The organism is Rhizobium leguminosarum bv. trifolii WSM2297 (assembly GCF_000271845.1).
The window spans coordinates 1191296-1212261 of record NZ_JH719395.1 but is presented as its reverse complement, the minus strand read 5'-3'; the positions used below and the strand labels follow the sequence as shown (position 1 = coordinate 1212261).

Genomic DNA, 20966 nt, shown 5'->3' with positions numbered 1-20966 from the left:
GGACTAATGGATCGGGCTCGCCTCGCGCTCGAGAAAAAGTTCGAAATTGTCGAGGCCGATTTCGGTGCCCTGGAGGCGGGCGCCGTTGTCGGCGTAGCCGTCGAGAAAGACCACCTGTTCGGTGAAAATCATCCTGGTTCCCTCGGGGTCGGCTTCGAAGGCGACGGTGGTGAGCGAGGCGGAGATACGTCTTTCGCCGAGCTTCATTTCATAGGCATAGATGATGCGAGTATCCGGCACGATATCGATGTAATGGGCGTCAAAAGCATGCAGAAGCCCCTCGCTATCGGCGACATAGTTTCGCTCGGTACCGCCGGGGCGGAAGTCGAGCCTGTATTCCAGTGGCGCCCATTCGCCGTGGCAGGCGAACCATTGGCGCTTGGCCTCCGGTGTCGACCATGCGCGGAAGACACGGGCGACCGGCGCCTTCAGGCGGCGCTCGATGACGAGGGTGGCGTGTTCGGCGGATCGTGTCGTCATTCGGAAAGGGTCTCCGGTTCTTCGGCGAGATATTGATCCAGCCTGTCGAAGGTGGCGGTCCAGCGGTTCTTTCGCTGTTCTACCCAGCGCTCGACCGTGGCAAGCGCGTCCTGCTGCAGGCGGTAGGTTCGCACCCGGCCGGATTTTTCGGAGAGTACGAGGCCGCTTTCCTCCAGCACCTGCAGATGTTTCATCACCGTCGGCAGGGCAACCGCTAGCGGCGCGGCCAGTTCGGAGACGGAAGCCGGGCCGCGGCCGAGGCGGTCGATCATGCCGCGGCGGCTGCGATCGGAAAGCGCGTGGAACATGCGGTCGAGACCCGCCTGGCCGTCGATCATCCCGCAGTATCCCGGAAGCGGCTGGGCAGCCTGTCATGGTAGGGATAGAATTTGAAATAGGGGCGGGCCTCTTCCAGCGCCCTTGCAAAGGATGGGCGGGCGAGAAGCCGATCGTAATAGGCGCGAAGCTTCGGCTGCTCCTCTGAAAAGGGGACCAGCGTCTCGGCGTAGAAGAGGGCGGGGGCTGCGGCGCAATCGGCCATGGTGAAGGCCTCGCCCGAGATCCATGAGGTCTCGGAGAGCTGTTTTTCGATCATCGCATAGGCGGTGGCAAGCGTCGCCCTGCAGGCTGCCACCTCTGTCTCGTCTTCCTTGCCCTCGGGGCGCCGACGATTGCTGACGATGGTCTGCATCGGCGCCTGTACATAATGGTCGAAGAAGCGATCCCAGAGGCGGACCTGCAGCGCCCGGTCGATTTCCAGCGGCAGCAGGGAAACAGGACCGGGATAATAGTGGTCGAGATACTCGATGATGATCGACGTCTCCGGAACCGTGCTGTCGCGCGCTTCGTCCCGCAGCAGCGGCATCTTGCCGACCGGCCAGAAGCGGAAAAGATCGGCGCGCGAGGCCTCGTCGGACAGATCGACGAGGCGGTTTTCGAAGGGTGTGCCGTTTTCGTAAAGCGCGATCAGCACTTTGTGGCAGAAGGAGGCGAGCGGATGCCCATAGAACACGAGCGACATGCGGCGACCTTTCCTATTTGGAAAACTTTACCGGCCGACTAAGTATCAGCTCGGAAAGCAATGCGCAACAGATAGTTCGCCGATCGTGTAACTATTGTATCAGCCGATATATCTGGCGATGACCAGATGGCCGGGCGTCGGCTGGCCGTCTTCCATGCGCACGTTGATATCGGAGATCTCGACGAGTTCAAAACCGGTGGCCGTGAGGCGCTCTTTCACATAGGCATCGGCATGGGCGAAGCGCTGGTGCGGACCGACCATATAGGCGCGGCCGGCGAGGGTCTCCTCGGCCAAGGTCTCCGAGGAGAAAATGAACAGGCCGCCGGGCGTCAGGTTCTCGGCAGCGCCGAAGAACAGCGGTTCGAGCGCGCCGAGATAAGGCAGCACGTCGGTTGCAGTTATGATGTCGAAGGCTTCCTCATCATTGTCGTCGAGGAAATCCTCGACCTCGGCGACGAAGAGTGTCTCGTAGAGATCCTTCTCATGGGCGATCTCGACCATCTTCTCCGAAAGGTCGAGGCCGGTCATATCCTCGCAGAGGTCGCGCAGCGCGCCACCGGTGAGGCCCGAGCCGCAGCCCAGATCGAGCAGCCGCTTGAACGGCCCGAGCTTCAGCGCCTGCAGGCGCTGACGCACCAGCATCGGCACGTGATAACCGAGCTGCTCGACGAGCACGTCCTCGAAAACCTCGGCATGCTGGTCGAACAAGGTCTCGACATAGGCGTCGGGCGCCCTGACCGGCGTTTCGCCGCGGCCCATCGCGGCGATGCGCACGGCCGCACCGCCGTGATCGTCTGGATCGATCGCCAGGACTTCCTCATAGGCTGCCACGGCCGCATCGACATCGCCGGCCTTTTCCAGCGCCAGCGCGCGGTTATAGGCCTCGCCAAGGGCTTCTTCGTCGATCTTCTTTGCCATCGCGGTCCATCGTCCTTTTGTTTCAGCCATGCGTCTAAGGCGGCTTTCGATGTTTTGCAATGCCGTGGCTGTGGGCGCAGAATGGCTGAGAACAAGATGAGGGAGGAAAGGCCATGAAATCGGAAAAAGACAGGGCGTTGTCGACAATGGAAGGCGAGGCTGGGCGCGCAGTGCTGCTTCCTAGTACGCCTGGCGAGATCACCAACTCGCTCAGCCATTATTACCGCGGCGAACTCGGGCGGATGACGAGCTGGCGCGACCGTATAGACCGGACGTCGAACTGGGCGATCACCGTTGTGGCGGCGCTGCTGTCGGTATCACTGTCGACGCCGACCTCGCATCACGGTGTGCTGCTCTTCGGGATAATGCTGGTGACGCTGCTTCTGATGATCGAGGCGCGCCGCTACCGCTTCTTCGACATCTACCGCGCCCGCATTCGCCAGGTCGAGCGCTGTTATTTCGCCCAGATCATGGCGCCTGACGCTAGTGCCGGCAACGAATGGGCAACGGTTATCGCCAGCAGCCTGCGCAAGCCGCGTTTCCTGCTAAGCTATCACGAGGCGATGCACCGCCGTCTCAAGCGCAATTACGGCTGGATGTACCTGATCCTGCTGCTTGCCTGGTGCCTGAAGATCACGACGCCGAAACTGCAGACGGAGGGCATGCCAGCGCTGCAGGCGCAATCATGGACCTATGTCATCGACAATGCGGTGCTCGGGCCTATTCCCGGCCTTCTCGTCATTGCCATCGTCCTCGCCTTCTATCTTGGCATGCTCGCCTTTGCCCTGCGCCCCGACCGCGATGAGGGCGAGTTCGGTCATGGCGAGGCGCATGTCTGAATAGCGGGCTCGGATCAGTGGAGGATGAACTCGCCTTTCAGCGCCCGCCACTCGGTCGCCGAGATCAGCTTGCGGTGGACGTAGCGCACCGAATGCAGCGGCCCGTCGAGCTTTTCTTCCCAGAATTTCAGGAAGCCGCGCATTTCGGGGAAATCCGGGGCGAGATCATATTCCTGCCAGAGGTAGCTTTGCAGGATCGCCGGATGGTCCGGCAGGTGGTAGAGGATTTGGGCGGTCGTCAAACCATAGCCCTGCAGTTGTTTTTCCATGTCCTTGTGCATTGTGTTCCGCTTCTTCTCGTTCCCACTCGCGCGCTTATTAGCGCTACGTGATAGGGAAACATGCGAGTGGTTAACGGAAACTTTACAGATACTTCATGAAAGGACAATTGATTTTTAATATCAATGGCTTGGCAGCACGATGCCGAGAGTGCTGCCAGCCGGCTTTTGTTTAATGCATGCCGTTATCCCAAAACCGCGACCCACTTTTGGGCGTCATGCATCAGCGCTTGAGATGCCGGGTCAGGCGGCGCTCGATCCAGGCCCAGACATGGCGCAATGCCTCAACAATGGAGAGGTAGAAGATCGCCGCCCAGAGATATGTCTGGTAGTCGAAGGTGCGGGAGAAGGCGTAGCGGGTTTCGCCCATCAGGTCGAGCACGGTGATAATGGCGACGACCGCCGAGCCCTTGATCAAAAGGATGATCTCGTTGCCATAAGGGCGAAGTGCGACGATGAGAGCCTGCGGCAGAATGATCTTGCGGAAGGCGATCAGCTTGTGGATGCCGAGTGCCGCGGCCGCTTCGCGCTGGCCGTGCGGTACGCTTTCGATCGCGCCGCGCAGGATTTCCGCTTGATAGGCCGCGGTATTGATGGTCATGGCGAAGATGCCGCAATACCAGGCATCGCGGAAGAACCACCAGATGCCGACGGACTCCAACTGCGGCCGAAACACGCCCAGGCCGTAATAGACCAGGAAGAGCTGGGCAAGCAGCGGCGTGCCGCGGAAGAAATAGATATAGCCATAGGCGAGCCAGTTCAGCACCCTATTGTTCGACAGGCGCGCCATGGCGAGCGGCAGCGACAGGACGGCGCCGCAGATGACCGAGATGGAAACGAGGCCGAGCGTCACCCCGAGGCCATGCAGGTAACGCGGCCCGTAGCGGGTGAACTTCTCCAGATCCCAACCATTGATGACAGTGTAGATCAGCAGCGCGGCAAACAGCGCCCAAATGGCAACGAAGATGTAGCCGGCAAGGCGTGCCGTCGTCATTGGCTTCGCCACTGTACGGGGGGCTGGCTGCGGCGGGATCAATGTTTCAGCGTAGCTCATCGCCGGACCTCCGAACGCTTGGCCCAGCGGTCGACATAGACGAGCAGGAAGGAGGAGAGAACGGCGAGCACCAGATAGAGGCAACAGGCCAGGCCATAAAAGAAGAAGGGTTCCTTGGTCACGCGCACAGCGACGCTCGTCTGGCGCAGAATATCGGAAAGGCTGATGATCGAGACGTAGGAGGTGTCCTTCAGCAGCACCATCCAGAGGTTCGTCAGACCAGGCAGCGCGATGCGCACGAGCTGCGGCAGGACGATCAGGCGCAGCGTGCGGCCACGGTGCAGGCCGAGCGCGTATCCCGCCTCATATTGGCCATCGGGAATGGCGCGAAAGGCTGAAAGCAGCACTTCCGAACAATAGGCGGAGAAGACCACAGACAGTGCGATGACGCCGGCGAGGAAGGCGTTGATCTCGACCGGCGGTCCGTCATAGCCGACGAATGACAGCAGAGACTGGATCAGCATCTGCATGCCGTAATAGATGATGAAGAGCGTCAGAAGCTCCGGCAGGCCGCGGAAGATTGTGGTGTAGATGCCGGCCGCCAGCCGCAGCGGCTTTTCCTCCGACTGCTGGCCCAGCGCGACCAGAAAACCGATGACGAGGCCGATCGGCAAGGTGACGATTGCCACCGAAACGGTAATCTGCAGGCCGAGCGCGATCTCGTCGCCCCAGCCGGTATCGCCACACGCAAGAAGCGTCGACTGACCAAACCAGGTGAAGATGCCGACGGGTCCGCATAGCGGATCGAAAATGTGCACAAGTGAGCTCCAGAAGGAGCCGAGCGCGGAAAATAATCCGCCCATGCGTGAATTCCCCTCACGGCTTTTGCCGTTTTGATCTTGCCACCTTTGTCAAACAAAAATGGCGGAAGAGCAAGCCTTCCGCCATTACAGCGCCGCGCGTCTTTTTAGACGCGCAAAGGACGCTGTAACATTTTGAATGGCTGCATAATTTTAACCTTAAATCGATTCAGATTTAAGGAATTATGCAGTAGCTTTCATCGGCAGATACCGAATTTCTTATTCGCCGTAAACGTCGAAATCGAAGTACTTGTCCTGGATCTTCTTGTACTCACCGCTGGCGCGGATCGCAGCGATGGCGGTGTTGAGCTTTTCCTTCAGCGGATCACCCTTGCGGATGGCGATACCGGCGCCGTTGCCGTTGATTTCCTTGTCGACCGGCAGGGTCGTCAGGATCTTGCAGCAGGCGCCGGCGTCGGACTTGACCCATTCGGAGAGCACGACGACGTCGTCGATGACGGCATCGACGCGGCCGCTGGAAACGTCGAGCTTGTATTCGTCAGCCGTCGGGTAAAGCTTCAGCTCGGTGTCGGCGAGGTGCTTCTCGGCGTAGTTGGCGTGGGTCGTGGAGGTCTGTGCTCCGATCACCTTACCCTTGAGGCCGGCAACATCGGTGATCTTGGAATCCTTCGGCACGGCGATGGCCGGAGGGGTGTTGTAGTACTTATTGGAGAAGTCGACGAGCTTGAGGCGCTCCGGGGTGATCGACATGGAGGAAACGATCATGTCGAACTTCTTGGCGTTGAGCGCCGGAATGATGCCGTCCCAGTCGGTGCTGACGAAGGAGCATTCGGCCTTCATCTCCGCACACAGCGCCTTGGTGATGTCGATGTCGAAGCCCTGGATCGTGCCGCTGGCATCGACGAATTCGAAGGGCGGATAGGTCGAATCGGTGCCGATCACATATTTCTCGCCATCGGCCATGGCCGAACCGGCGAAAAGGGACATCGCCGCGATCGAGGCTGCCGCGAAAATACGGGTGGAGATATGCATGAGGATCCTCTCTGTTGGTAGCCGTCGCTCTTTTTCTCATGGGCTGACGGCCGCAGTTCAACGGTCCAAGACCGCCTTGCGGCGATAATCAGACTTTTTTTTATGGAATTGCAACACAAATCCCATCGCAATTGGGCGGTGCAAATAGCAGGCGAGATGAACGCCGGCAGACTGCAACATTCACGCGAGGTTAATCCGCGGCTTCCTAGAACCGGAACAAATCGGCGGCTCGGCGATTGCCATTTCGCCGTTTCGCCTCATTGCGACGCTAGGGGCGGAAACAGGGCCTGTCGGCCTTCAGGAAGCTCAAACAGGATCGAGGATACCCGATGGGCATGAAATCAAGATTGTTCGCGAGTGCGGCTTTTCCGCTGCTTTCCCTTTCGCTGGCTCTGCAGCCGGCATCGGCAATGGCGGCCGCGCGCGGCGTGGCGACAGAGGCCGCAGCCGTTCGTCAGGTCGAACAGGGCAGCTTCGAGGTGGCGCAGGACGCGCCGTCCGAGGAGGAGCTTCTGAAGAAAAAGAAGAAGCAGAAGGAAGAGGCTCCGGCCGAACAAGCCCCGGCTGCCGAACAGCCGAAGGAGGCGCCTGCCGAAAAGCCGAAAGCCGAGCGCAAGGAGGCACCGGCGCCTGAACCCAAGGCGGAGCCGGAGCAGCCGAAGGCCGAAGCGCCGAAGGAAGAGCCCGCGCCGAAGGCCGAAAGCAAGCCGGAGCGGAAGGCCAAGCAGGAAGCCCAGCCCGAGGCAAAGCCGGAGGCCGCGCCGCAGCAGGAGCAGCCTGTAACGCAGGAGAAGCCGAGGAAGCCGAAGAAGCAGGCCGAGCCAGAGGCTCAGCCGCAGCCCGAACAGCAGCCGGCAGCAAAGGAAGCGCAGCCGGAGACGGACCAGGCGCAGCCGGAAGCCAAGCCGGAGGGCGGCAAGCGGGCCAAAGGGCAGGACAAGGCCCAAGGCAAGGACAAAGGCAAGGGTAGGGCCGAGACCGCTGCGCCCGATGCCGTGACGCCGGCCGAGGAACAAGCCAAACCCGAGGTCAAGCCCGAGGCAAAACCCGCCGCCGAGGCGCCGGCAGAGAAGAAGCCGGTAAAGGGCGAAACCGCAGCACCCGCGGATAAGCCGACCGAAGGCAAGGCGACCGAAAATAAAGCGCCTGAAGTTAAAGCAGTGACACCGGAGGCCGCACCCGCTGAAAAGCCGAAGGACGGCACGGTGGCAAAGCCTGCGGCTGAACAGCCGGCCGCGCCCGCGACTGACACCGCCCAGCCGCTGCCGGATGCCAGCGGCGGCCAGCAGGTAGAGCAGGCCATTCCGGCCCCGGAAAAGGTTTCGCCCGAGGAACTGCAGCGCCGCAAGAAGATCGCCGAAGATCCGGCCAAGAGCAACGAGACCGTCGTGCTGCCGGTCGAGAACGGTGCCGCCGTGCTCGACAGCGACAAGGATGCCGACCGCGGAAAGGGCCGTGAAGGCCGTCGCGACCGTGACAAGCAGCGCGCCGACAGCCAGGACTTCAAGGTGCCGACCTCGGATGCCGAAGCGCAGGCCGCAACCGGCACCAAGGCGCCAGCGCCTGTCAAGCTCGAAGCGGTGACCAGCGAGAAGGGCACGAAGCTCGACGAGCGGCCGCGGTTTGCCCGCCCTGACGGCGCGCGGTACAGCGACAGCCAGGACGACAGCCGCGTGATCATCCAGTACAACAATCAGGTGATCGTGCGCGGCGACGACGACAGGCGCTTCCTGCGCGACGGCCAGCGGCCGAGCTACGAAGAGCTTTCGGGCGATCGCTACCGCGAGACGATTACGCGGCCGGAAGGCTACCGCATCGTCACGATCCGCAACCGCTATGGAGATATCATCCAGCGGTCGCGCGTCGATGCGCGCGGGCGCGAGAGCGTGCTCTATTACTCGCAGGACCTCTATGAGGATCCGGACCGCGACTATTTCGACGATCCGGGCGCCGACCTGCCGCCGATGCGGCTGCGCGTGCCGCTCAGCGATTACATTATCGACACCCGCAGCGACCCGGACCGGGACTATTACGAATTCCTGAGCGAGCCGCCCGTCGAGCCGGTCGAGCGCGTCTATTCGCTGGATGAGGTGAAGTATTCCGCCCGTATCCGTGACAAGGTGCGCCGCATCGATCTCGATACGGTGACCTTCGCCACCGGCAGCGCCGATATTCCGATGACCCAGGCGCGCACCCTGCGCAAGGTCGCCGACGCGATCAGCCAGGTGCTGAAGAAGGATCCGAGCGAGACCTTCCTGATCGAGGGCCATACGGACGCCGTCGGCTCCGATCAGAGCAACCTGGTCCTCTCCGACCAGCGGGCCGAATCGGTCGCCAACGTGCTCTCCGACGTCTACGGCATCCCGCCGGAAAACCTGGCGACGCAGGGCTATGGCGAGCGCTACCTGAAGGTCAATACGGTAGGCCCCGAACAGGAAAACCGCCGCGTCACCATCCGCCGCGTCACCGCGCTGGTCCGCCCGGTCGCGGCCAACCAGTAAGTACCAATTGCCCCTCTCCATTATGGGGAGGGGCAATTGGCTTTGTTCTCGCTGGGGCTGAGGCATGGCATTCGCGGCTCTGCCGCTCACCTCCTCATCTGCCTGCCGGAGTTCTACTCACCGGCTTTGTTGGCTGCCTTTTCGATAACTTCAGCGACCTTCTCCGGCTGGGACGCGAAGACGGCGTGGCTGGCCTTGATCTCGGTTACGTCGCTGCCGGCTCGTTTTGCCATGTCGCGCTCAAGTTCGGGGTTTATCGAGCGGTCTTCCGTGGCGACGATCGACCAGCTGGGCTTCGTGCGCCAGGCCGGTTGAGCGATCTTGGCGGCGAAGGCCTGCTTCGAGACGAAGACCTGCGACCTTGCCATGAAGTCGGTTTCGGCCTTGGGAAGATCGGCTGCGAAATCCGCGGCGAAGGCGGCCGGATCGAGATAGAGATATTTGCCGTCTTTGGTTTCCTTTATATCCATGCCGCCGGTGGGCTTAGAGCTGGCGAGACTGAGCACGTTCTCATCCTTGTCGGGCTGAAATGCCGCGACATAGACGAGACCCGCCACATTCGGATCATTGCCGGCTTCGGTGATGATCATGCCGCCATAGCTGTGCCCGACGAGCAGGATGGGTCCGTCCTGGAGGTCGAGAACCCGCTTCGTTGCCGCCACATCGTCGTCGAGCGAGGTGAGGGGCTCCTGGACGATGGTGACCTTGAAACCGCGATTTTGGAGAATCTCCGTCGCCTTGCGCCATCCAGAGCCGTCGGCCAGCGCGCCGTGGACGATCACGATGTTCTTGACCGCGGCAGCCTCGGCTGCAAACGCGATTGAGGTGGTGGCAAATGCGAGGGCTGCGGTGAAAAGAAGACGTCTGTTCATGGGTGTCATTCCTTTGGGTCGTTGTCGAGGATCGGGATATTGCGGGGTTCAGGCTCAGCCGAATGTGAAGGCGTAGGCCTGGACGCCGGGATCTAGAAAGCGGATTTCGAAGTTGCGGGCGGTGACGGTGCCGGACTGGCGGATGAGCTGGTAAAGCCTGGTCGCGGTCACCGTGCCGTTGCCGTCGGCATCGATGTCGGAGCCGCGGTCCGGGCCTGGCGCCTTGCCGTCGATCTTCACCTGGAAGCGGATCGGTTTGGTGTTGCCGCCGGGCCCAAGAACAAGATGTAGGTCGCGCGCGCTGAAACGGTAGGTTATGCCGCCGCCGGCCTGATCGAGCGTGGCCTGATCGCGGCCGACAACCCAGCTTCCCGACAGACCCCATCCGTTGAGGCTCGGCTCGCTGATCGAATAGGTGTGCGGCGTATCGGCCTGGAGCCCTTCAGGAGAGGCGAAATTCGCCGCCTGTTCGTAGCCGAGATAGGTCTCGCCGGAGCGGATGTTGCTGAGGTCGGGCCCTGCTTCCACGCCCTTGGCGTCCGGTGCCACCGGCGCGCTGGCCGTCGTCTGGCTGCCGGCCTCGCGCAGCAGGTCCTGAATGGCCTTCTCGGTCCTGCCATAATTGCCTTCGCCGAAATGGTGGTAGCGGATCTGACCTTCGGTATCGATCAGATAGGCGGCCGGCCAATAGCTGTTTTCGAAGGCGCGCCAGATTTTGTAATCATTGTCGATCGCGACGGGATAGCCGATCTGGAAGTCACCGACCGCCTTCCTGACGTTGTCGACCTTCTTCTCGAAGGCAAATTCCGGGGCGTGCACGCCGATCACGACGAGGCCTTGATCCGCGTATTTTTCCGCCCAGGCTTTGACATAGGGGATCGTGCGAATGCAGTTGATGCAGGAATAGGTCCAGAAATCGACGAGCACCACCTTGCCCCGCAGCTGTTCCGTGGTGAGGGGTTTGGAGTTCAGCCACTCGACAGCGCCGTCAAGCGAAGGCGCATAACCTTCGACGGGCAGATCGGCGCGGAAGGGCTTGTTCGCATCGGCAACCATCACGTCGTTGCTCGCGATCGCTGCGGATGCGCCGCCCAGCGGCTTGGCATGCAGCCTGTCGAGCACGGCCTGTTCCAGCGACGCGGTGTTGGCATAGGAAAGCCGTGCCAACAGGGTGGTATCGAGGCCGAGCGCGATGACGGCGACGCCGGCCAGTACCGCAGCGCCGAGCACCTGACGAATCCGGTCGCCAAGGCCGAGGGAACGCTTCATGGCGGCGAATATCCTGCCGCCGACAAGCAGGGCGACGGCAAGGGAGCTGGCGGCGCCGGCGGCATAGGCAGCGAGCAGGAAGGTCGTTTGCAGGTTGGCGCCCTGCAAGGCGGCGCCGGTCAGAATGAGGCCGAGGATCGGTCCGGCGCAGGGCGCCCAGAGCAGCCCGGTGGCGACGCCGAGGAGAAGTGCGCTCTTCACCGTGGCGGTGCGTCCACCACCCGAGGCGTTCAGAAGATTGTTTCCGAGGTCGACGACCGGCCGGGCAAGCGTGCTGGCGAAACGCGGCGAAAGCAGGCTGGCGCCGAAGAGCGCCAGCAGGACGATCGCGACGAGGCGGCCATATTCATTGGCGCGAATGGCCCAGCTGCCGCCGACGGCGGCAAGCGTTGCGACCAGCGCGAATGTGGCGGCCATGCCGGCGAGCATGGGCAGCGTGCTCCTGACGAAGGACTGTCCGGCACGGGCGAAAACGAAGGGGAGGATGGGGAGGATGCACGGGCTGAGGATCGTCAGCGCGCCTCCGAGATAGGCAATGATCAGAAGTGTCATCATCGTTTCCTTTGAAACCGATTGATCGGGCTCTGGACGGCGATGGGCCTGAACCAGCACGGCGGCGATATGGCCTGGCGGACGTATCGCCGATGTGTCCGGTTTTGCCGAAATTGTAGCGAAGTGTTGCGGTCGGGCGGGGCGATACAAAACGACACAATTGCCGTTTCGGCAGCGACAATGGCTGCGGACGGTGGGATGCTTTGCCCGGACGGCGGGATTGTATCAGACTGTATCTCCGCGGCCCGGAGCTACATCCGCATTCAAAAGGCGACGGCTTGCGACACATCGGTGATACAAGCCAAATGCCTTCTGTGCGCCGTGAGTCATTCGACAGGAGAGACCGATGTCAGAGCAAATCAATCATAACCGCCGCCGTTTCTTCGGCATGACGGCAATCGCACTTGCGGCAGTCGAATTCGGCGTGGCCCGCACCGCGGCTGCCCAGTCGGCGCAGGGCTCCGTATCCCTGCCTGATGTGAAAGCCGGAACCAATACGTCGTTCGAAGCGCTGAAGCAGGTCAAGGCAGGCGTGCTCGATATCGGTTATGCCGAGGCGGGGGAGGCGGATGGCCCGGTGGTACTGCTGCTGCATGGCTGGCCCTATGATATTTATAGTTTCGTCGACGTTGCGCCGTTGCTTGCCTCGGCAGGCTATAGGGTGATCGTGCCTTATCTGCGCGGCTATGGCACGACCCGCTTCTTGGACGACCAGACGGCTCGCAATGGCCAGCCGTCGGCGCTGGCTGCCGACATGATCGCGCTGCTCGATGCGCTCGATATCGAGAAGGCGGTGATTGCCGGCTATGACTGGGGCGGGCGGACCGCCAACATTATGGCGGCATTGTGGCCGGAGCGCTGCAAGGCGATGGTATCGGTGAGCGGCTACCTGATCGGCAGCCAGGAAGCCAATCTGAAGCCCCTGCCGCCGAAGGCCGAACTGGCTTGGTGGTATCAGTTTTATTTTGCAACCGAACGTGGGCGGCTGGGTTACGAGAGTAATACCCATGATTTCGCAAAGCTGATTTGGCAGACGGCTTCGCCGAAGTGGAAATTCGACGATGCGACTTTCGACAGGTCGGCCGCCGCCTTCGACAATCCCGACCATGTCGCGATCGTCATCCACAATTATCGCTGGCGCCTGGGGCTTGTCGAAGGCGAAGCCAAATACGATGCCTATGAAAAGACGCTTGCCGCCTTACCGATGATTTCGGTGCCGACGATCACCATGGAGGGTGATGCAAACGGTGCGCCGCATCCAGAGCCCTCCGCCTATGCCGCAAAATTCTCCGGCAGATACGAGCATCGCACCATCGGCGGCGGCATCGGCCATAACCTGCCGCAGGAAGCGCCGCAGGCCTTCGCGCAGGCGGTCATCGACGTCGATCGTTTTTAGGTCGTCGCGGAGCCTCGTTGCTCCGGTCGATGGAATATGCGTAGGTCGCGTCAGCCGTCTCGACACCGGAGCGAGGCGGAGGGCGCGACCGCAGTATCGTTGAGGAATAGGCAAAATGGATCATGTCGATCACATCCTGATCGTCGATGACGATCGCGAAATCCGCGAGCTGGTGTCGAGCTATCTGCAGAAGAATGGCCTGAGGACCAGCGTTGCCGCGGACGGACGCCAGATGCGCAGTTTTATCGAAGCCAATGCCGTTGACCTGATCGTGCTGGACGTGATGATGCCCGGCGACGACGGGCTGGTGCTGTGCCGCGAGTTGCGCTCCGGCCGGCACAAGGCGATCCCGATCCTGATGTTGACGGCCCGCACCGACGAGATGGACAGGATCCTCGGGCTGGAGATGGGCGCCGACGATTACCTTCCCAAACCCTTTGCCGCGCGCGAGCTGCTTGCCCGCATCAAGGCAGTGCTGCGGCGGACGCGCATGCTGCCGCCCAATCTGCAGATCAGCGAGGCGGGGCAGCTGCTGAGCTTCGGCGATTGGCGGCTCGATACGGTCGCCCGGCATCTCCTCGACAAGGAGGGGACCGCGATTGCGCTCAGCGGCGCCGAATACCGCTTGCTTCGCGTCTTCATCGATCACCCGCAGCGGGTGCTCAATCGCGACCAGCTTCTCAGCCTGACGCAGGGCCGTGACGCCGACCTCTTCGATCGCTCGATCGATCTCCTGGTCAGCCGCCTGCGGCAGCGGCTGGGGGACGATGCGCGCGAACCGACTTACATCAAGACGGTGCGCAGCGAAGGCTATGTATTTTCCGTTCCGGTCGAAATCTCGGAACCGCGCCAATGAGAGCGGCAATCCCCTCAGTCTCGGCTTTGACGTGGCCGAGGACGTTGCGATCGCGGATCTTTCTGATCCTTTTGATCGGCCTGGCTTTCGCCTACGGGCTCTCCTTCAGTGTGCTCTATATGGAGCGCACCATGTCGGCCAAGGCGGTGATGCTCGGCACGCTGGAGAATGACGTCGCAACGTCGATTGCCGTTCTCGACCGGCTGCCGTCCAGTGAGCGCGGCGACCTGCTGGATTGGCTGAGCCGCGGCAATTACCGCTTCGAACTCGGACCTGGTCTGGCCGGTGTGCCCGACAGCTCCAGCAAGGCAAGGGAGATCGCAGGCAAGATAGAGGCGGCCGCCGGGCACCGCTTTCCGATCAGTATCGAACGGATTCCGGGCGAGGTGAACCGGCTGCAGGCGCATCTGACATTGAGCGACGGAACGCCTCTGACGATCGATGTCACGCCGAGAGGCGTCATGCCGATCGCCGCATGGCTGCCCTATGTCTTCGTCATCCAGATGCTGCTGCTCATCCTCTGTACCTGGTTTGCGGTTCGCCAGGCGATCCGGCCGCTCGGCGCGCTTGCCGCCGCCGCCGATGCCCTCGACCCCAACAAGGATGGCCCGGCGCTCAGCGAGGCGGGTCCGAGCGAGGTCGCGCATGCGGCCCGCGCCTTCAATGCGATGCGGGAGCGGATCGCCCATTACCTCGAAGAGCGCGTGCAGATATTGGCGGCGATCTCACACGATCTGCAGACGCCGATCACCCGCATGCGGCTGCGCGCCGACATGGCGGAGGATTCGCCGGAGAGGGACAAGCTGGTGCAGGATCTCGGCGAGATCCAGCGCCTCGTCCAGGACGGCATCGCCTATGCGCGCAGCGCCCACGGCAACGGCGAGAAGAATGCGCGCATCGATCTCGCCTCGTTCATCGACAGCATAGCCTACGATTATCAGGACACCGGAAAGGCAGTCACGGTCGTCGGGCTGGTTCAGGGCGCCGCCCTGACCAAGCCGCATGCCCTTCGCCGTATCCTGTCGAACTTCATCGACAATGCGTTGAAATTTGCGGGCGCTGCCGAAATCAGCGTCGAACACAACGCGGAAAACGATGTCGTCATCACGGTGATGGACCGGGGGCCTGGAATTCCAGACGACATGCTCGAGGCCGCAATGCAGCCTTTCTTCCGGCTGGAGCAATCCCGCAACCGGGAGACCGGCGGCACGGGCCTCGGTCTTGCGATCGCCCAGCAGTTGACCGCCAAGATCGGCGGATCGCTGCGGCTCTACAATCGCGCCGGCGGCGGGCTGGCTGCAGAAGTCACCCTTCGGTGACGATTGCGATCGTCGGAATTTTTCCGGCGGTTTTGTATGGGAAAATGTCCGGGATACCGAATGCTACGTTTTGTGACACTTCGGCTGATTTCAGAAACATGCCGGATATATCGATCGGTCAAACCACACTCCGTCAACCCGCGTCGCCTTTAACGACGCAACACTAGGAGTGTTCCATGACTAAGATCGACAAGGTTCTCTATACCGGCAAGACCCGCACCACCGGCGGGCGTGACGGCGCTTCGCAGAGCGACGACGGCCAGCTGGATATCAAGCTCTCGCCTCCCGGCAGCACGCGGCCCGGCACCAACCCCGAGCAGCTTTTTGCTGCCGGCTGGTCGGCCTGTTTTCTCGGCGCAATCGGCATTGCCGCGGGCAAGCTGAAGGTCCGGCTTCCGGCCGAGACCGCGGTGAATGCCGAGGTCGATCTCGGAACGACCGACGGCGACTATTTCCTGCAAGCCCGGCTCAAAGTGAGCCTGCCGGGTATCGAAGCGGATGTCGCAAAGGCGCTGTTGGATGAGGCACACCGGACCTGCCCCTATTCGAAGGCCACGCGCGGCAATATCCATGTCGAATTGACCGTCGCCTGACCGATGGCATTGCCCGCCCAAGGCCCTTGGCCGTGGGCGGGCAGAATATCGAAGCCGAAAGCCAGCGAGACGACGCCGATCGGGCCTCGTCGACGGAGGATTTGATGAGATTGATGATCATTTGCCTTTTGGGAGCGACGGTCTTCGCCGCGCCCTGCATCTACGACATCAGCTCGCGGGAGCCTTCGCCGCTTGCCGGCCTGGTCACAGTGGCATCTGCGGTTTCCACTTCAGGCCATCAGGGAGAAGGACAGTGAAGCTCTACCAGAACGAAATTTCTTCGGCGACGTCGAGAGTCCGCATCGCGCTCGCCCTGAAGGGGCTGACGGCCGAAGCGCTGCCGGTCACCATTCTCGGTGAAGAGGCCGAGAGCCGGCAGGCCGGATATCGCAGCGTCAATCCGCAGGGGCTGGTGCCGGCCCTGCTGACGGATGACGGCGTCCTCATCACCCAGTCGCTGGCGATCGTCGAATATCTCGACGAGATCAAGCCCGAGCCGCCGCTGCTGCCCAATACGGCGGAGGGCAGGGCGCTGGCGCGGTCGATCGCGCTGGCGATCGCAGCCGAGATCCATGCGCTGCTGCCGCCGCGGATCGGCCTGCACCTGGGCGCCGCCTTCCAGGCGGATGCCGATGCAGTTGCCGCCTGGAGCCGCCACTGGGTCGGCGAGGGAATGGCGGCTGTGGAGACGATGATCGCCGGCCGCCGGCAAGGCGCCTTCGCGGTCGGGGATCGGCCTGGCATCGCCGATATCTTCCTCTTCCCGCAGGCAATCAGCGCCCGGCGCATGGGCTTCGATCTCGCGCGGTGGCCGAATATTGCGGAGATTGTCGGCAGGCTCGAGGCGATACCGGCTTTTCAGGAGAATGCGCCGGCGCCGCGGCGGTGATGCAAAAGCGGCCGCAAGGGACGACGGTCGATTCGGTTTGTTGATACCCCCCGCCCAAAGATCGGCGAGCAGCCCCTCATCCGACTGCCGCCACCTTTGCCTGGGTCGAGCCACGGGTCTCGACCCGTCCTTCGGACCCCCGCAAGAGGGGCGAAGGGGACATGCCGCAACGTCTCCGTTCCTCGCCCATCGCAGCCTTTGCCCGCGAATTGACAAAAGCCTGAAGCGGACTTGCAAATCACATAAGTGTGTGCTTATGTGACGCTGTGATGGAACATGATATTTTCCGAGCTTTGGCCGATCCAACCCGCCGCACGATTTTCGAGAGGCTGGCGAACGGCACCATGAATGCCAGCGCACTCAGGCAGGGCATGGATATCAGCCAGCCGGCGATGTCCCAACACCTTGCCGTGTTGCGGGAGGCAGGACTTGTGCGCGAACAGCGGGAGGGACGTTTCGTGAATTACGAAGTCGATCCGGACGGGCTCGGCCTCATCGTCCAATGGCTGGCTAGATATCGTGCCTATTGGCCCACCCGTATTGACGCTCTCAAGCTCTTGCTGAAGGATATGGACCAATGAACGACATCAAGGCCAAGGTGCAGAAAACCGGATTCGAACAGCAATACGAGCTGGACGCGGCGCCGGAAAAAGTCTGGCGCGCGATCAGCATTGCCGAATTTCGGGAGAGGTGGCTGCCGAAAGAAGCGCTTGCCGATCCGCAATCCGTCTCCGAGACACCGGGCAAGGAAGTCCGCTACAGATTGCGCGACGACACCCCACCATTCCTTGAAAGCTTTGTCACCTTCACGATCGCCCCGAATACGTCGGGCGGAATCAGCCTGCGGATCATCCACGAGCTGACCGGCGCGACCTTGGAGCGGCTGGCGAAAACCGTCGCCAACAGCAACAGCCAGACCCTGATGCTCGCCGCCTGACGCGGCAGGCCTTTCCTATCAATTTCCGGAAGAATTGGAGTTCGCCAATGCGCGAAGCGATGCAACTCGTCCCAATGGTCGTCGAACAATCCAATAGAGGGGAGCGATCATTCGATATCTATTCCCGTCTGCTTCGAGAGAGGATCATCTTCCTCAACGGCGAGGTAAACGATACCGTCTCCGCGCTCGTCTGCGCGCAATTGCTGTTTCTTGAAGCTGAAAATCCCAAGCGGCCGATCCATCTTTACATCAATTCGCCAGGTGGCGTCGTGACCAGCGGTCTCGCGATGTACGATACCATGCGCTACATCCGCGCGCCGGTGCATACGCTATGCATGGGGACCGCCCGTTCGATGGGCTCGTTCCTGTTGATGTCAGGCCAGCCGGGCGAGCGGACAGCGCTTCCCAATTCCAGCATCCATATTCACCAGCCATTGGGCGGTTTCCAGGGACAGGCATCTGATATGTTCATCCATGCCGAAGAAATGAGACGGACGAAGCATCGCATGACACGGCTCTACGCCGAACATTGCGGGCGGACCTACGAAGAATTCGAGCAGGCGATGGACCGCGACCGTTTCATGACAGCGGAAGAGGCTGTGGAATGGGGTCTTATCGACCGCATTCTGCAGGTTCGGGAAGACACGACCGACCAATGACTTGCCGCCAGATTCACCTGCTGTACGACGCCCGTCTGCGACCAAAACCTGTGACGTAGCAGGTCTTGGTATATTCGCGATGTCATAGCGTGTGCCTGTCGGCCGGCGGATCGCGGTTGGGTCGCTACTTTCCGAGTGCCGAGGATCTGCCACCAATTGATCGACCGGCTGCAGATGCTTGGGGCAGAAGCCCGAGCATGACGAAAAGGGTGGTGGCCGCTTCCGCTTTTCAGCGATTGACCCTTGCCTGCAAATGCGCGGGATAACGATCGCCCTCCACCTTGATGGTGGCGAGCGCGCTTTCGATCTTGCCGAGATCCTCGGCCGTCAGTTCGACCTCGGCGGCCCGGATATTCTCCTCGAGGCGATGCAGCTTGGTGGTGCCGGGGATCGGTACGATCCAGGGTTTCTGCGCCAGCAGCCATGCGAGCGCCACCTGGGCTGAGGTAGCCTTCTTGTCTGCGGCGATGTCGGCGAGGAGATCGACGAGCGCCCGGTTGGCCTTGCGCGCTTCTGACGAAAAGCGTGGCACGATGTTGCGGAAATCCTTGCTGTCGAAAGTCGTCGTCTCGCTGATTGCGCCGGTAAGAAAGCCCTTACCGAGCGGACTGAACGGCACGAAACCGATGCCAAGCTCTTCGAGCGTCGGCAGAATGTCCTGCTCGGGCTCGCGCCACCACAGCGAATATTCGCTCTGCAGCGCCGTCACCGGCTGGACGGCATGGGCGCGGCGGATCGTCTGAACGCCGGCCTCCGAGAGGCCGAAATGTCTCACCTTGCCTTCTGAAATCAGCGCCTTGACCGTGCCGGCGACATCCTCGATCGGAACATCCGGGTCGACGCGATGCTGGTAGAACAGATCGATGACATCGGTTTTCAAGCGCTTCAACGCCTGATCGGCAACCGCGCGGATCTGTTCCGGGCGGCTGTTCATGCCGCTCTGGCCGCCATTGGCATCGAAGTTGAAGCCGAATTTGGTGGCGATCACCACTTCGCTGCGGAAGGGGGCGAGTGCCTCTCCCAGAAGCTCCTCATTCTTATAGGGGCCGTAGGCTTCGGCCGTATCGAAGAAGGTGACGCCGCGTTCGAAGGCCTGCCGGATCAGCGCCACCGCTTCTTGAATATCCGTCGCCGGGCCGTAACCATAACTCAGCCCCATGCAGCCGAGACCGATGGCCGAGACCTGGAGCCCGCTCTTTCCGAGTTCACGTGTCTGCATCGCCTCTTCCTTCCTAATCCTGGTATTCGTTGTCGGTGACATGCTCCATCCAGGTGACGACCTTGCCGTCGAGCTGTTCCTGGATGGCGATATGGGTCATTGCCGTCGTCGGCGATGCGCCGTGCCAGTGGCGTTCACCCGGTGCGAACCAGACGACATCGCCGGCGCGGATCTCCTCGATCGACCCCCCTTCGCGCTGCGCGCGGCCGCAGCCTGACGTGACGATCAGCGTTTGGCCGAGCGGATGGGTGTGCCAGGCGGTGCGGGCGCCGGGTTCGAAGGTGACGCTGGCGCCGGCCGCGCGGGCCGGATCCGCCTGAAAGAGAGGATCGATGCGCACCGTACCGGTGAACCAGTCCGCCGGTCCCTTGGCCGATGGTTGCGAGGCGCTTCGTTTGATTTCCATGATCTTTCCTTCCTGTGCCGGAGCGTGGGGAACGCTCGTCCGCACGCGGCGAACGAGCTCAATCGAAGATGGAGGTATATTTAGCGCGTGTCTTTGATCGCGATTAGATGGTAGGAATGGCAAGGACCTATGAGAAAGTTTCATAAATGCCGCGTCCTGCCGTCAATGACCTGATCGCCTTCCTTGCCGTTGCCCGCGCACAAAGCTTCACGAAGGCGGCGGCGAAACTCGGTGTGTCGCAGTCGGCGCTCAGCCACACGATCCGGGGGCTGGAGGAGCGGCTTGGGCTCAGACTGCTGACACGCACGACGCGCAGTGTCTCGCCGACGGAGGCTGGTGAAAGACTGCTTCTCACCGTCGGCCCGCGGCTCGACGAGATCGAGACCGAGCTTGCCGCCTTGAGCGCCTATCGGGAGAAGCCGGCCGGCACAATCCGCATCAATGCCGGCGAGCATGCAGCGGATGCGATCCTCTGGCCCGCCCTGGAAAGGCTCCTGCCGGATTATCCCGATATCAATGTCGAGATCATCGTCGACTACGGACTGACCGACATCGTTGCGGAACGCTACGATGCCGGCGTGCGGCTGGGCGAACAGGTGGCGAAGGACATGATCGCGGTGCGAATCGGTCCTGACATGCGCATGGCCGTGGTCGGCGCTCCCGCCTATTTCGAAAGGCGCCGGAAGCCGCTCATGCCGCAGGATCTTCCTGATCACAACTGCATCAATCTGCGCCTGCCGACCCATGGCAGTGTCTATGCATGGGAATTCGAGCGGGACGAGCGCGAGCTGAAGGTTCGCGTCGAAGGACAGTTGACCTTCAACACTATCGCCCTGCGGCTGAATGCCGCGCTCGCCGGAGCGGGGCTGGCATATCTACCTGAAGACGCCGTTCAGGCGCATCTTGCCGATGGGCGGTTGGTGCGGGTGCTGGAGGATTGGTGCCCGCCGTTTCCCGGCTACCATCTCTATTATCCGAGCCGCCGGCACGCCTCGGCGGCCTTCACCCTTGTTGTCGATGCGCTTCGCCATCGAGGATAGGGCCGACATTCTCAGAGTCCCGCCAACGAGCGGGTATCCACACAGCACCTGTACCAACGCCCCGACAGCCTCTTT

24 protein-coding genes are annotated in these 20966 nt (G+C 61.8%); 12 read left to right on the top strand and 12 right to left on the bottom strand.

Features of this window, described 5'->3' with window-relative positions; genetic code table 11:
• Positions 1 to 3: 3 nt before the first annotated feature.
• The 4 genes from RLEG4DRAFT_RS21175 to RLEG4DRAFT_RS21160 all read right to left on the bottom strand — a co-directional run bounded on the left by RLEG4DRAFT_RS21175 (position 4) and on the right by RLEG4DRAFT_RS21160 (position 2419).
• Positions 4 to 480: an SRPBCC family protein gene (locus tag RLEG4DRAFT_RS21175; protein WP_003579764.1), complete on the bottom strand. Its 477-nt coding sequence runs from the start codon at positions 478 to 480 to the stop codon at positions 4 to 6.
• Positions 477 to 818: an ArsR/SmtB family transcription factor gene (locus tag RLEG4DRAFT_RS21170; protein WP_003579762.1), complete on the bottom strand. Its 342-nt coding sequence runs from the start codon at positions 816 to 818 to the stop codon at positions 477 to 479. The genes RLEG4DRAFT_RS21175 and RLEG4DRAFT_RS21170 overlap by 4 nt, the downstream gene beginning before the upstream one ends.
• Complete coding sequence (locus RLEG4DRAFT_RS21165; protein ID WP_003579760.1) at positions 815 to 1501, bottom strand: glutathione S-transferase family protein; 687 nt, start codon at positions 1499 to 1501, stop codon at positions 815 to 817. Before RLEG4DRAFT_RS21165 ends, RLEG4DRAFT_RS21170 begins: the two co-directional genes overlap by 4 nt.
• Before the next feature lie 99 nt (positions 1502 to 1600).
• Entirely contained in the window at positions 1601 to 2419 is an 819-nt protein-coding gene (locus tag RLEG4DRAFT_RS21160; protein WP_003579759.1) for a class I SAM-dependent DNA methyltransferase, read from the bottom strand.
• 113 nt (positions 2420 to 2532) lie between these two features.
• Here RLEG4DRAFT_RS21160 and RLEG4DRAFT_RS21155 point away from each other — a divergent pair, with 113 nt between their 5' ends.
• Entirely contained in the window at positions 2533 to 3258 is a 726-nt protein-coding gene (locus RLEG4DRAFT_RS21155) for a DUF2270 domain-containing protein (RefSeq protein WP_003579757.1), read from the top strand.
• A gap of 14 nt (positions 3259 to 3272) precedes the next feature.
• Here the strand turns inward: RLEG4DRAFT_RS21155 and RLEG4DRAFT_RS21150 are convergent, their stop codons facing one another.
• The 4 genes from RLEG4DRAFT_RS21150 to RLEG4DRAFT_RS21135 all read right to left on the bottom strand — a co-directional run bounded on the left by RLEG4DRAFT_RS21150 (position 3273) and on the right by RLEG4DRAFT_RS21135 (position 6383).
• Positions 3273 to 3539 carry an usg protein gene (locus RLEG4DRAFT_RS21150; RefSeq protein WP_003579755.1) on the bottom strand — a complete coding sequence of 89 codons (267 nt, stop codon included), beginning with the start codon at positions 3537 to 3539 and terminating at the stop codon, positions 3273 to 3275.
• A 220-nt stretch (positions 3540 to 3759) separates the two neighbouring features.
• The gene (locus tag RLEG4DRAFT_RS21145) at positions 3760 to 4590 is read right to left on the bottom strand and encodes an ABC transporter permease (RefSeq protein WP_003579752.1); all 831 of its coding nucleotides are present in this window, start codon (positions 4588 to 4590) and stop codon (positions 3760 to 3762) included.
• Positions 4587 to 5393, bottom strand: coding sequence for an ABC transporter permease (locus RLEG4DRAFT_RS21140; RefSeq protein WP_003579751.1), 807 nt, complete (start codon positions 5391 to 5393; stop codon positions 4587 to 4589). The genes RLEG4DRAFT_RS21145 and RLEG4DRAFT_RS21140 overlap by 4 nt, the downstream gene beginning before the upstream one ends.
• A gap of 216 nt (positions 5394 to 5609) precedes the next feature.
• Positions 5610 to 6383, bottom strand: a complete 774-nt coding sequence (locus RLEG4DRAFT_RS21135; RefSeq protein ID WP_003569151.1) for a transporter substrate-binding domain-containing protein — start codon at positions 6381 to 6383, stop codon at positions 5610 to 5612.
• A 329-nt stretch (positions 6384 to 6712) separates the two neighbouring features.
• On the opposite strand from RLEG4DRAFT_RS21135, the gene RLEG4DRAFT_RS21130 reads away from it, so the two are divergent.
• The gene (locus RLEG4DRAFT_RS21130; RefSeq protein ID WP_003579749.1) at positions 6713 to 8884 is read left to right on the top strand and encodes an OmpA family protein; all 2172 of its coding nucleotides are present in this window, start codon (positions 6713 to 6715) and stop codon (positions 8882 to 8884) included.
• A gap of 113 nt (positions 8885 to 8997) precedes the next feature.
• Here RLEG4DRAFT_RS21130 and RLEG4DRAFT_RS21125 read toward each other — a convergent pair whose 3' ends face one another.
• The gene (locus RLEG4DRAFT_RS21125) at positions 8998 to 9756 is read right to left on the bottom strand and encodes an alpha/beta hydrolase (protein ID WP_003579747.1); all 759 of its coding nucleotides are present in this window, start codon (positions 9754 to 9756) and stop codon (positions 8998 to 9000) included.
• A gap of 54 nt (positions 9757 to 9810) precedes the next feature.
• Positions 9811 to 11577 carry a cytochrome c biogenesis protein DipZ gene (locus RLEG4DRAFT_RS21120; RefSeq protein WP_037093933.1) on the bottom strand — a complete coding sequence of 589 codons (1767 nt, stop codon included), beginning with the start codon at positions 11575 to 11577 and terminating at the stop codon, positions 9811 to 9813.
• 346 nt (positions 11578 to 11923) lie between these two features.
• Here RLEG4DRAFT_RS21120 and RLEG4DRAFT_RS21115 point away from each other — a divergent pair, with 346 nt between their 5' ends.
• The 9 genes from RLEG4DRAFT_RS21115 (at position 11924) to RLEG4DRAFT_RS21075 (ending at position 18226) form a co-directional block, all read left to right on the top strand.
• Positions 11924 to 12973 (top strand): alpha/beta fold hydrolase, encoded by a 1050-nt coding sequence (locus RLEG4DRAFT_RS21115; RefSeq protein WP_003579744.1) that lies wholly within the window; start codon positions 11924 to 11926, stop codon positions 12971 to 12973.
• Positions 12974 to 13088: 115 nt separating this feature from the next.
• Positions 13089 to 13829 (top strand): response regulator, encoded by a 741-nt coding sequence (locus RLEG4DRAFT_RS21110; protein ID WP_003579743.1) that lies wholly within the window; start codon positions 13089 to 13091, stop codon positions 13827 to 13829.
• Complete coding sequence (locus tag RLEG4DRAFT_RS21105) at positions 13826 to 15148, top strand: ATP-binding protein (protein ID WP_003579742.1); 1323 nt, start codon at positions 13826 to 13828, stop codon at positions 15146 to 15148. Before RLEG4DRAFT_RS21110 ends, RLEG4DRAFT_RS21105 begins: the two co-directional genes overlap by 4 nt.
• A 176-nt stretch (positions 15149 to 15324) precedes the next feature.
• Positions 15325 to 15741, top strand: coding sequence for an organic hydroperoxide resistance protein (locus RLEG4DRAFT_RS21100; RefSeq protein ID WP_003579741.1), 417 nt, complete (start codon positions 15325 to 15327; stop codon positions 15739 to 15741).
• Positions 15742 to 15845: 104 nt separating this feature from the next.
• Positions 15846 to 15998: a hypothetical protein gene (locus RLEG4DRAFT_RS40945; RefSeq protein ID WP_037094698.1), complete on the top strand. Its 153-nt coding sequence runs from the start codon at positions 15846 to 15848 to the stop codon at positions 15996 to 15998.
• A complete protein-coding gene (maiA, locus tag RLEG4DRAFT_RS21090) occupies positions 15995 to 16630 on the top strand; it encodes a maleylacetoacetate isomerase (protein ID WP_003579740.1) in 636 nt (211 codons plus the stop codon). The genes RLEG4DRAFT_RS40945 and maiA overlap by 4 nt, the downstream gene beginning before the upstream one ends.
• A 269-nt stretch (positions 16631 to 16899) precedes the next feature.
• The gene (locus RLEG4DRAFT_RS21085) at positions 16900 to 17211 is read left to right on the top strand and encodes an ArsR/SmtB family transcription factor (RefSeq protein WP_003579739.1); all 312 of its coding nucleotides are present in this window, start codon (positions 16900 to 16902) and stop codon (positions 17209 to 17211) included.
• On the top strand, positions 17208 to 17567 hold the full coding sequence (locus RLEG4DRAFT_RS21080) for an SRPBCC family protein (protein WP_003579738.1): 360 nt from the start codon (positions 17208 to 17210) through the stop codon (positions 17565 to 17567). Before RLEG4DRAFT_RS21085 ends, RLEG4DRAFT_RS21080 begins: the two co-directional genes overlap by 4 nt.
• A gap of 47 nt (positions 17568 to 17614) precedes the next feature.
• Positions 17615 to 18226, top strand: coding sequence for an ATP-dependent Clp protease proteolytic subunit (locus RLEG4DRAFT_RS21075; protein ID WP_003569127.1), 612 nt, complete (start codon positions 17615 to 17617; stop codon positions 18224 to 18226).
• A 229-nt stretch (positions 18227 to 18455) separates the two neighbouring features.
• On the opposite strand, the gene RLEG4DRAFT_RS21070 is transcribed toward RLEG4DRAFT_RS21075, so the two are convergent.
• Together RLEG4DRAFT_RS21070 and RLEG4DRAFT_RS21065 are read right to left on the bottom strand one after the other, a co-directional pair.
• Complete coding sequence (locus RLEG4DRAFT_RS21070) at positions 18456 to 19445, bottom strand: aldo/keto reductase (protein ID WP_003579737.1); 990 nt, start codon at positions 19443 to 19445, stop codon at positions 18456 to 18458.
• 13 nt (positions 19446 to 19458) lie between these two features.
• A complete protein-coding gene (locus RLEG4DRAFT_RS21065; RefSeq protein ID WP_003579730.1) occupies positions 19459 to 19851 on the bottom strand; it encodes a (R)-mandelonitrile lyase in 393 nt (130 codons plus the stop codon).
• Between the two features lie 146 nt (positions 19852 to 19997).
• Between RLEG4DRAFT_RS21065 and RLEG4DRAFT_RS21060 the strand changes: the two genes are divergently transcribed.
• Entirely contained in the window at positions 19998 to 20891 is an 894-nt protein-coding gene (locus tag RLEG4DRAFT_RS21060) for a LysR family transcriptional regulator (protein ID WP_003579729.1), read from the top strand.
• The last annotated feature ends 75 nt before the right edge of the window (positions 20892 to 20966 follow it).

Excerpts from the sequence above, each read along its gene's own strand:
- RLEG4DRAFT_RS21175 (WP_003579764.1), bottom strand. The coding sequence starts at position 480 with ATGACGACACGATCCGCCGAACACGCCACCCTCGTCATCGAGCGCCGC.
- RLEG4DRAFT_RS21170 (WP_003579762.1), bottom strand. The coding sequence starts at position 818 with ATGATCGACGGCCAGGCGGGTCTCGACCGCATGTTCCACGCGCTTTCC.
- RLEG4DRAFT_RS21165 (WP_003579760.1), bottom strand. The coding sequence starts at position 1,501 with ATGTCGCTCGTGTTCTATGGGCATCCGCTCGCCTCCTTCTGCCACAAA.
- RLEG4DRAFT_RS21160 (WP_003579759.1), bottom strand. The coding sequence starts at position 2,419 with ATGGCAAAGAAGATCGACGAAGAAGCCCTTGGCGAGGCCTATAACCGC.
- RLEG4DRAFT_RS21155 (WP_003579757.1), top strand. The coding sequence starts at position 2,533 with ATGAAATCGGAAAAAGACAGGGCGTTGTCGACAATGGAAGGCGAGGCT.
- RLEG4DRAFT_RS21150 (WP_003579755.1), bottom strand. The coding sequence starts at position 3,539 with ATGCACAAGGACATGGAAAAACAACTGCAGGGCTATGGTTTGACGACC.
- RLEG4DRAFT_RS21145 (WP_003579752.1), bottom strand. The coding sequence starts at position 4,590 with ATGAGCTACGCTGAAACATTGATCCCGCCGCAGCCAGCCCCCCGTACA.
- RLEG4DRAFT_RS21140 (WP_003579751.1), bottom strand. The coding sequence starts at position 5,393 with ATGGGCGGATTATTTTCCGCGCTCGGCTCCTTCTGGAGCTCACTTGTG.
- RLEG4DRAFT_RS21135 (WP_003569151.1), bottom strand. The coding sequence starts at position 6,383 with ATGCATATCTCCACCCGTATTTTCGCGGCAGCCTCGATCGCGGCGATG.
- RLEG4DRAFT_RS21130 (WP_003579749.1), top strand. The coding sequence starts at position 6,713 with ATGGGCATGAAATCAAGATTGTTCGCGAGTGCGGCTTTTCCGCTGCTT.
- RLEG4DRAFT_RS21125 (WP_003579747.1), bottom strand. The coding sequence starts at position 9,756 with ATGAACAGACGTCTTCTTTTCACCGCAGCCCTCGCATTTGCCACCACC.
- RLEG4DRAFT_RS21120 (WP_037093933.1), bottom strand. The coding sequence starts at position 11,577 with ATGACACTTCTGATCATTGCCTATCTCGGAGGCGCGCTGACGATCCTC.
- RLEG4DRAFT_RS21115 (WP_003579744.1), top strand. The coding sequence starts at position 11,924 with ATGTCAGAGCAAATCAATCATAACCGCCGCCGTTTCTTCGGCATGACG.
- RLEG4DRAFT_RS21110 (WP_003579743.1), top strand. The coding sequence starts at position 13,089 with ATGGATCATGTCGATCACATCCTGATCGTCGATGACGATCGCGAAATC.
- RLEG4DRAFT_RS21105 (WP_003579742.1), top strand. The coding sequence starts at position 13,826 with ATGAGAGCGGCAATCCCCTCAGTCTCGGCTTTGACGTGGCCGAGGACG.
- RLEG4DRAFT_RS21100 (WP_003579741.1), top strand. The coding sequence starts at position 15,325 with ATGACTAAGATCGACAAGGTTCTCTATACCGGCAAGACCCGCACCACC.
- RLEG4DRAFT_RS40945 (WP_037094698.1), top strand. The coding sequence starts at position 15,846 with ATGAGATTGATGATCATTTGCCTTTTGGGAGCGACGGTCTTCGCCGCG.
- RLEG4DRAFT_RS21085 (WP_003579739.1), top strand. The coding sequence starts at position 16,900 with ATGGAACATGATATTTTCCGAGCTTTGGCCGATCCAACCCGCCGCACG.
- RLEG4DRAFT_RS21080 (WP_003579738.1), top strand. The coding sequence starts at position 17,208 with ATGAACGACATCAAGGCCAAGGTGCAGAAAACCGGATTCGAACAGCAA.
- RLEG4DRAFT_RS21075 (WP_003569127.1), top strand. The coding sequence starts at position 17,615 with ATGCGCGAAGCGATGCAACTCGTCCCAATGGTCGTCGAACAATCCAAT.
- RLEG4DRAFT_RS21070 (WP_003579737.1), bottom strand. The coding sequence starts at position 19,445 with ATGCAGACACGTGAACTCGGAAAGAGCGGGCTCCAGGTCTCGGCCATC.
- RLEG4DRAFT_RS21065 (WP_003579730.1), bottom strand. The coding sequence starts at position 19,851 with ATGGAAATCAAACGAAGCGCCTCGCAACCATCGGCCAAGGGACCGGCG.
- RLEG4DRAFT_RS21060 (WP_003579729.1), top strand. The coding sequence starts at position 19,998 with ATGCCGCGTCCTGCCGTCAATGACCTGATCGCCTTCCTTGCCGTTGCC.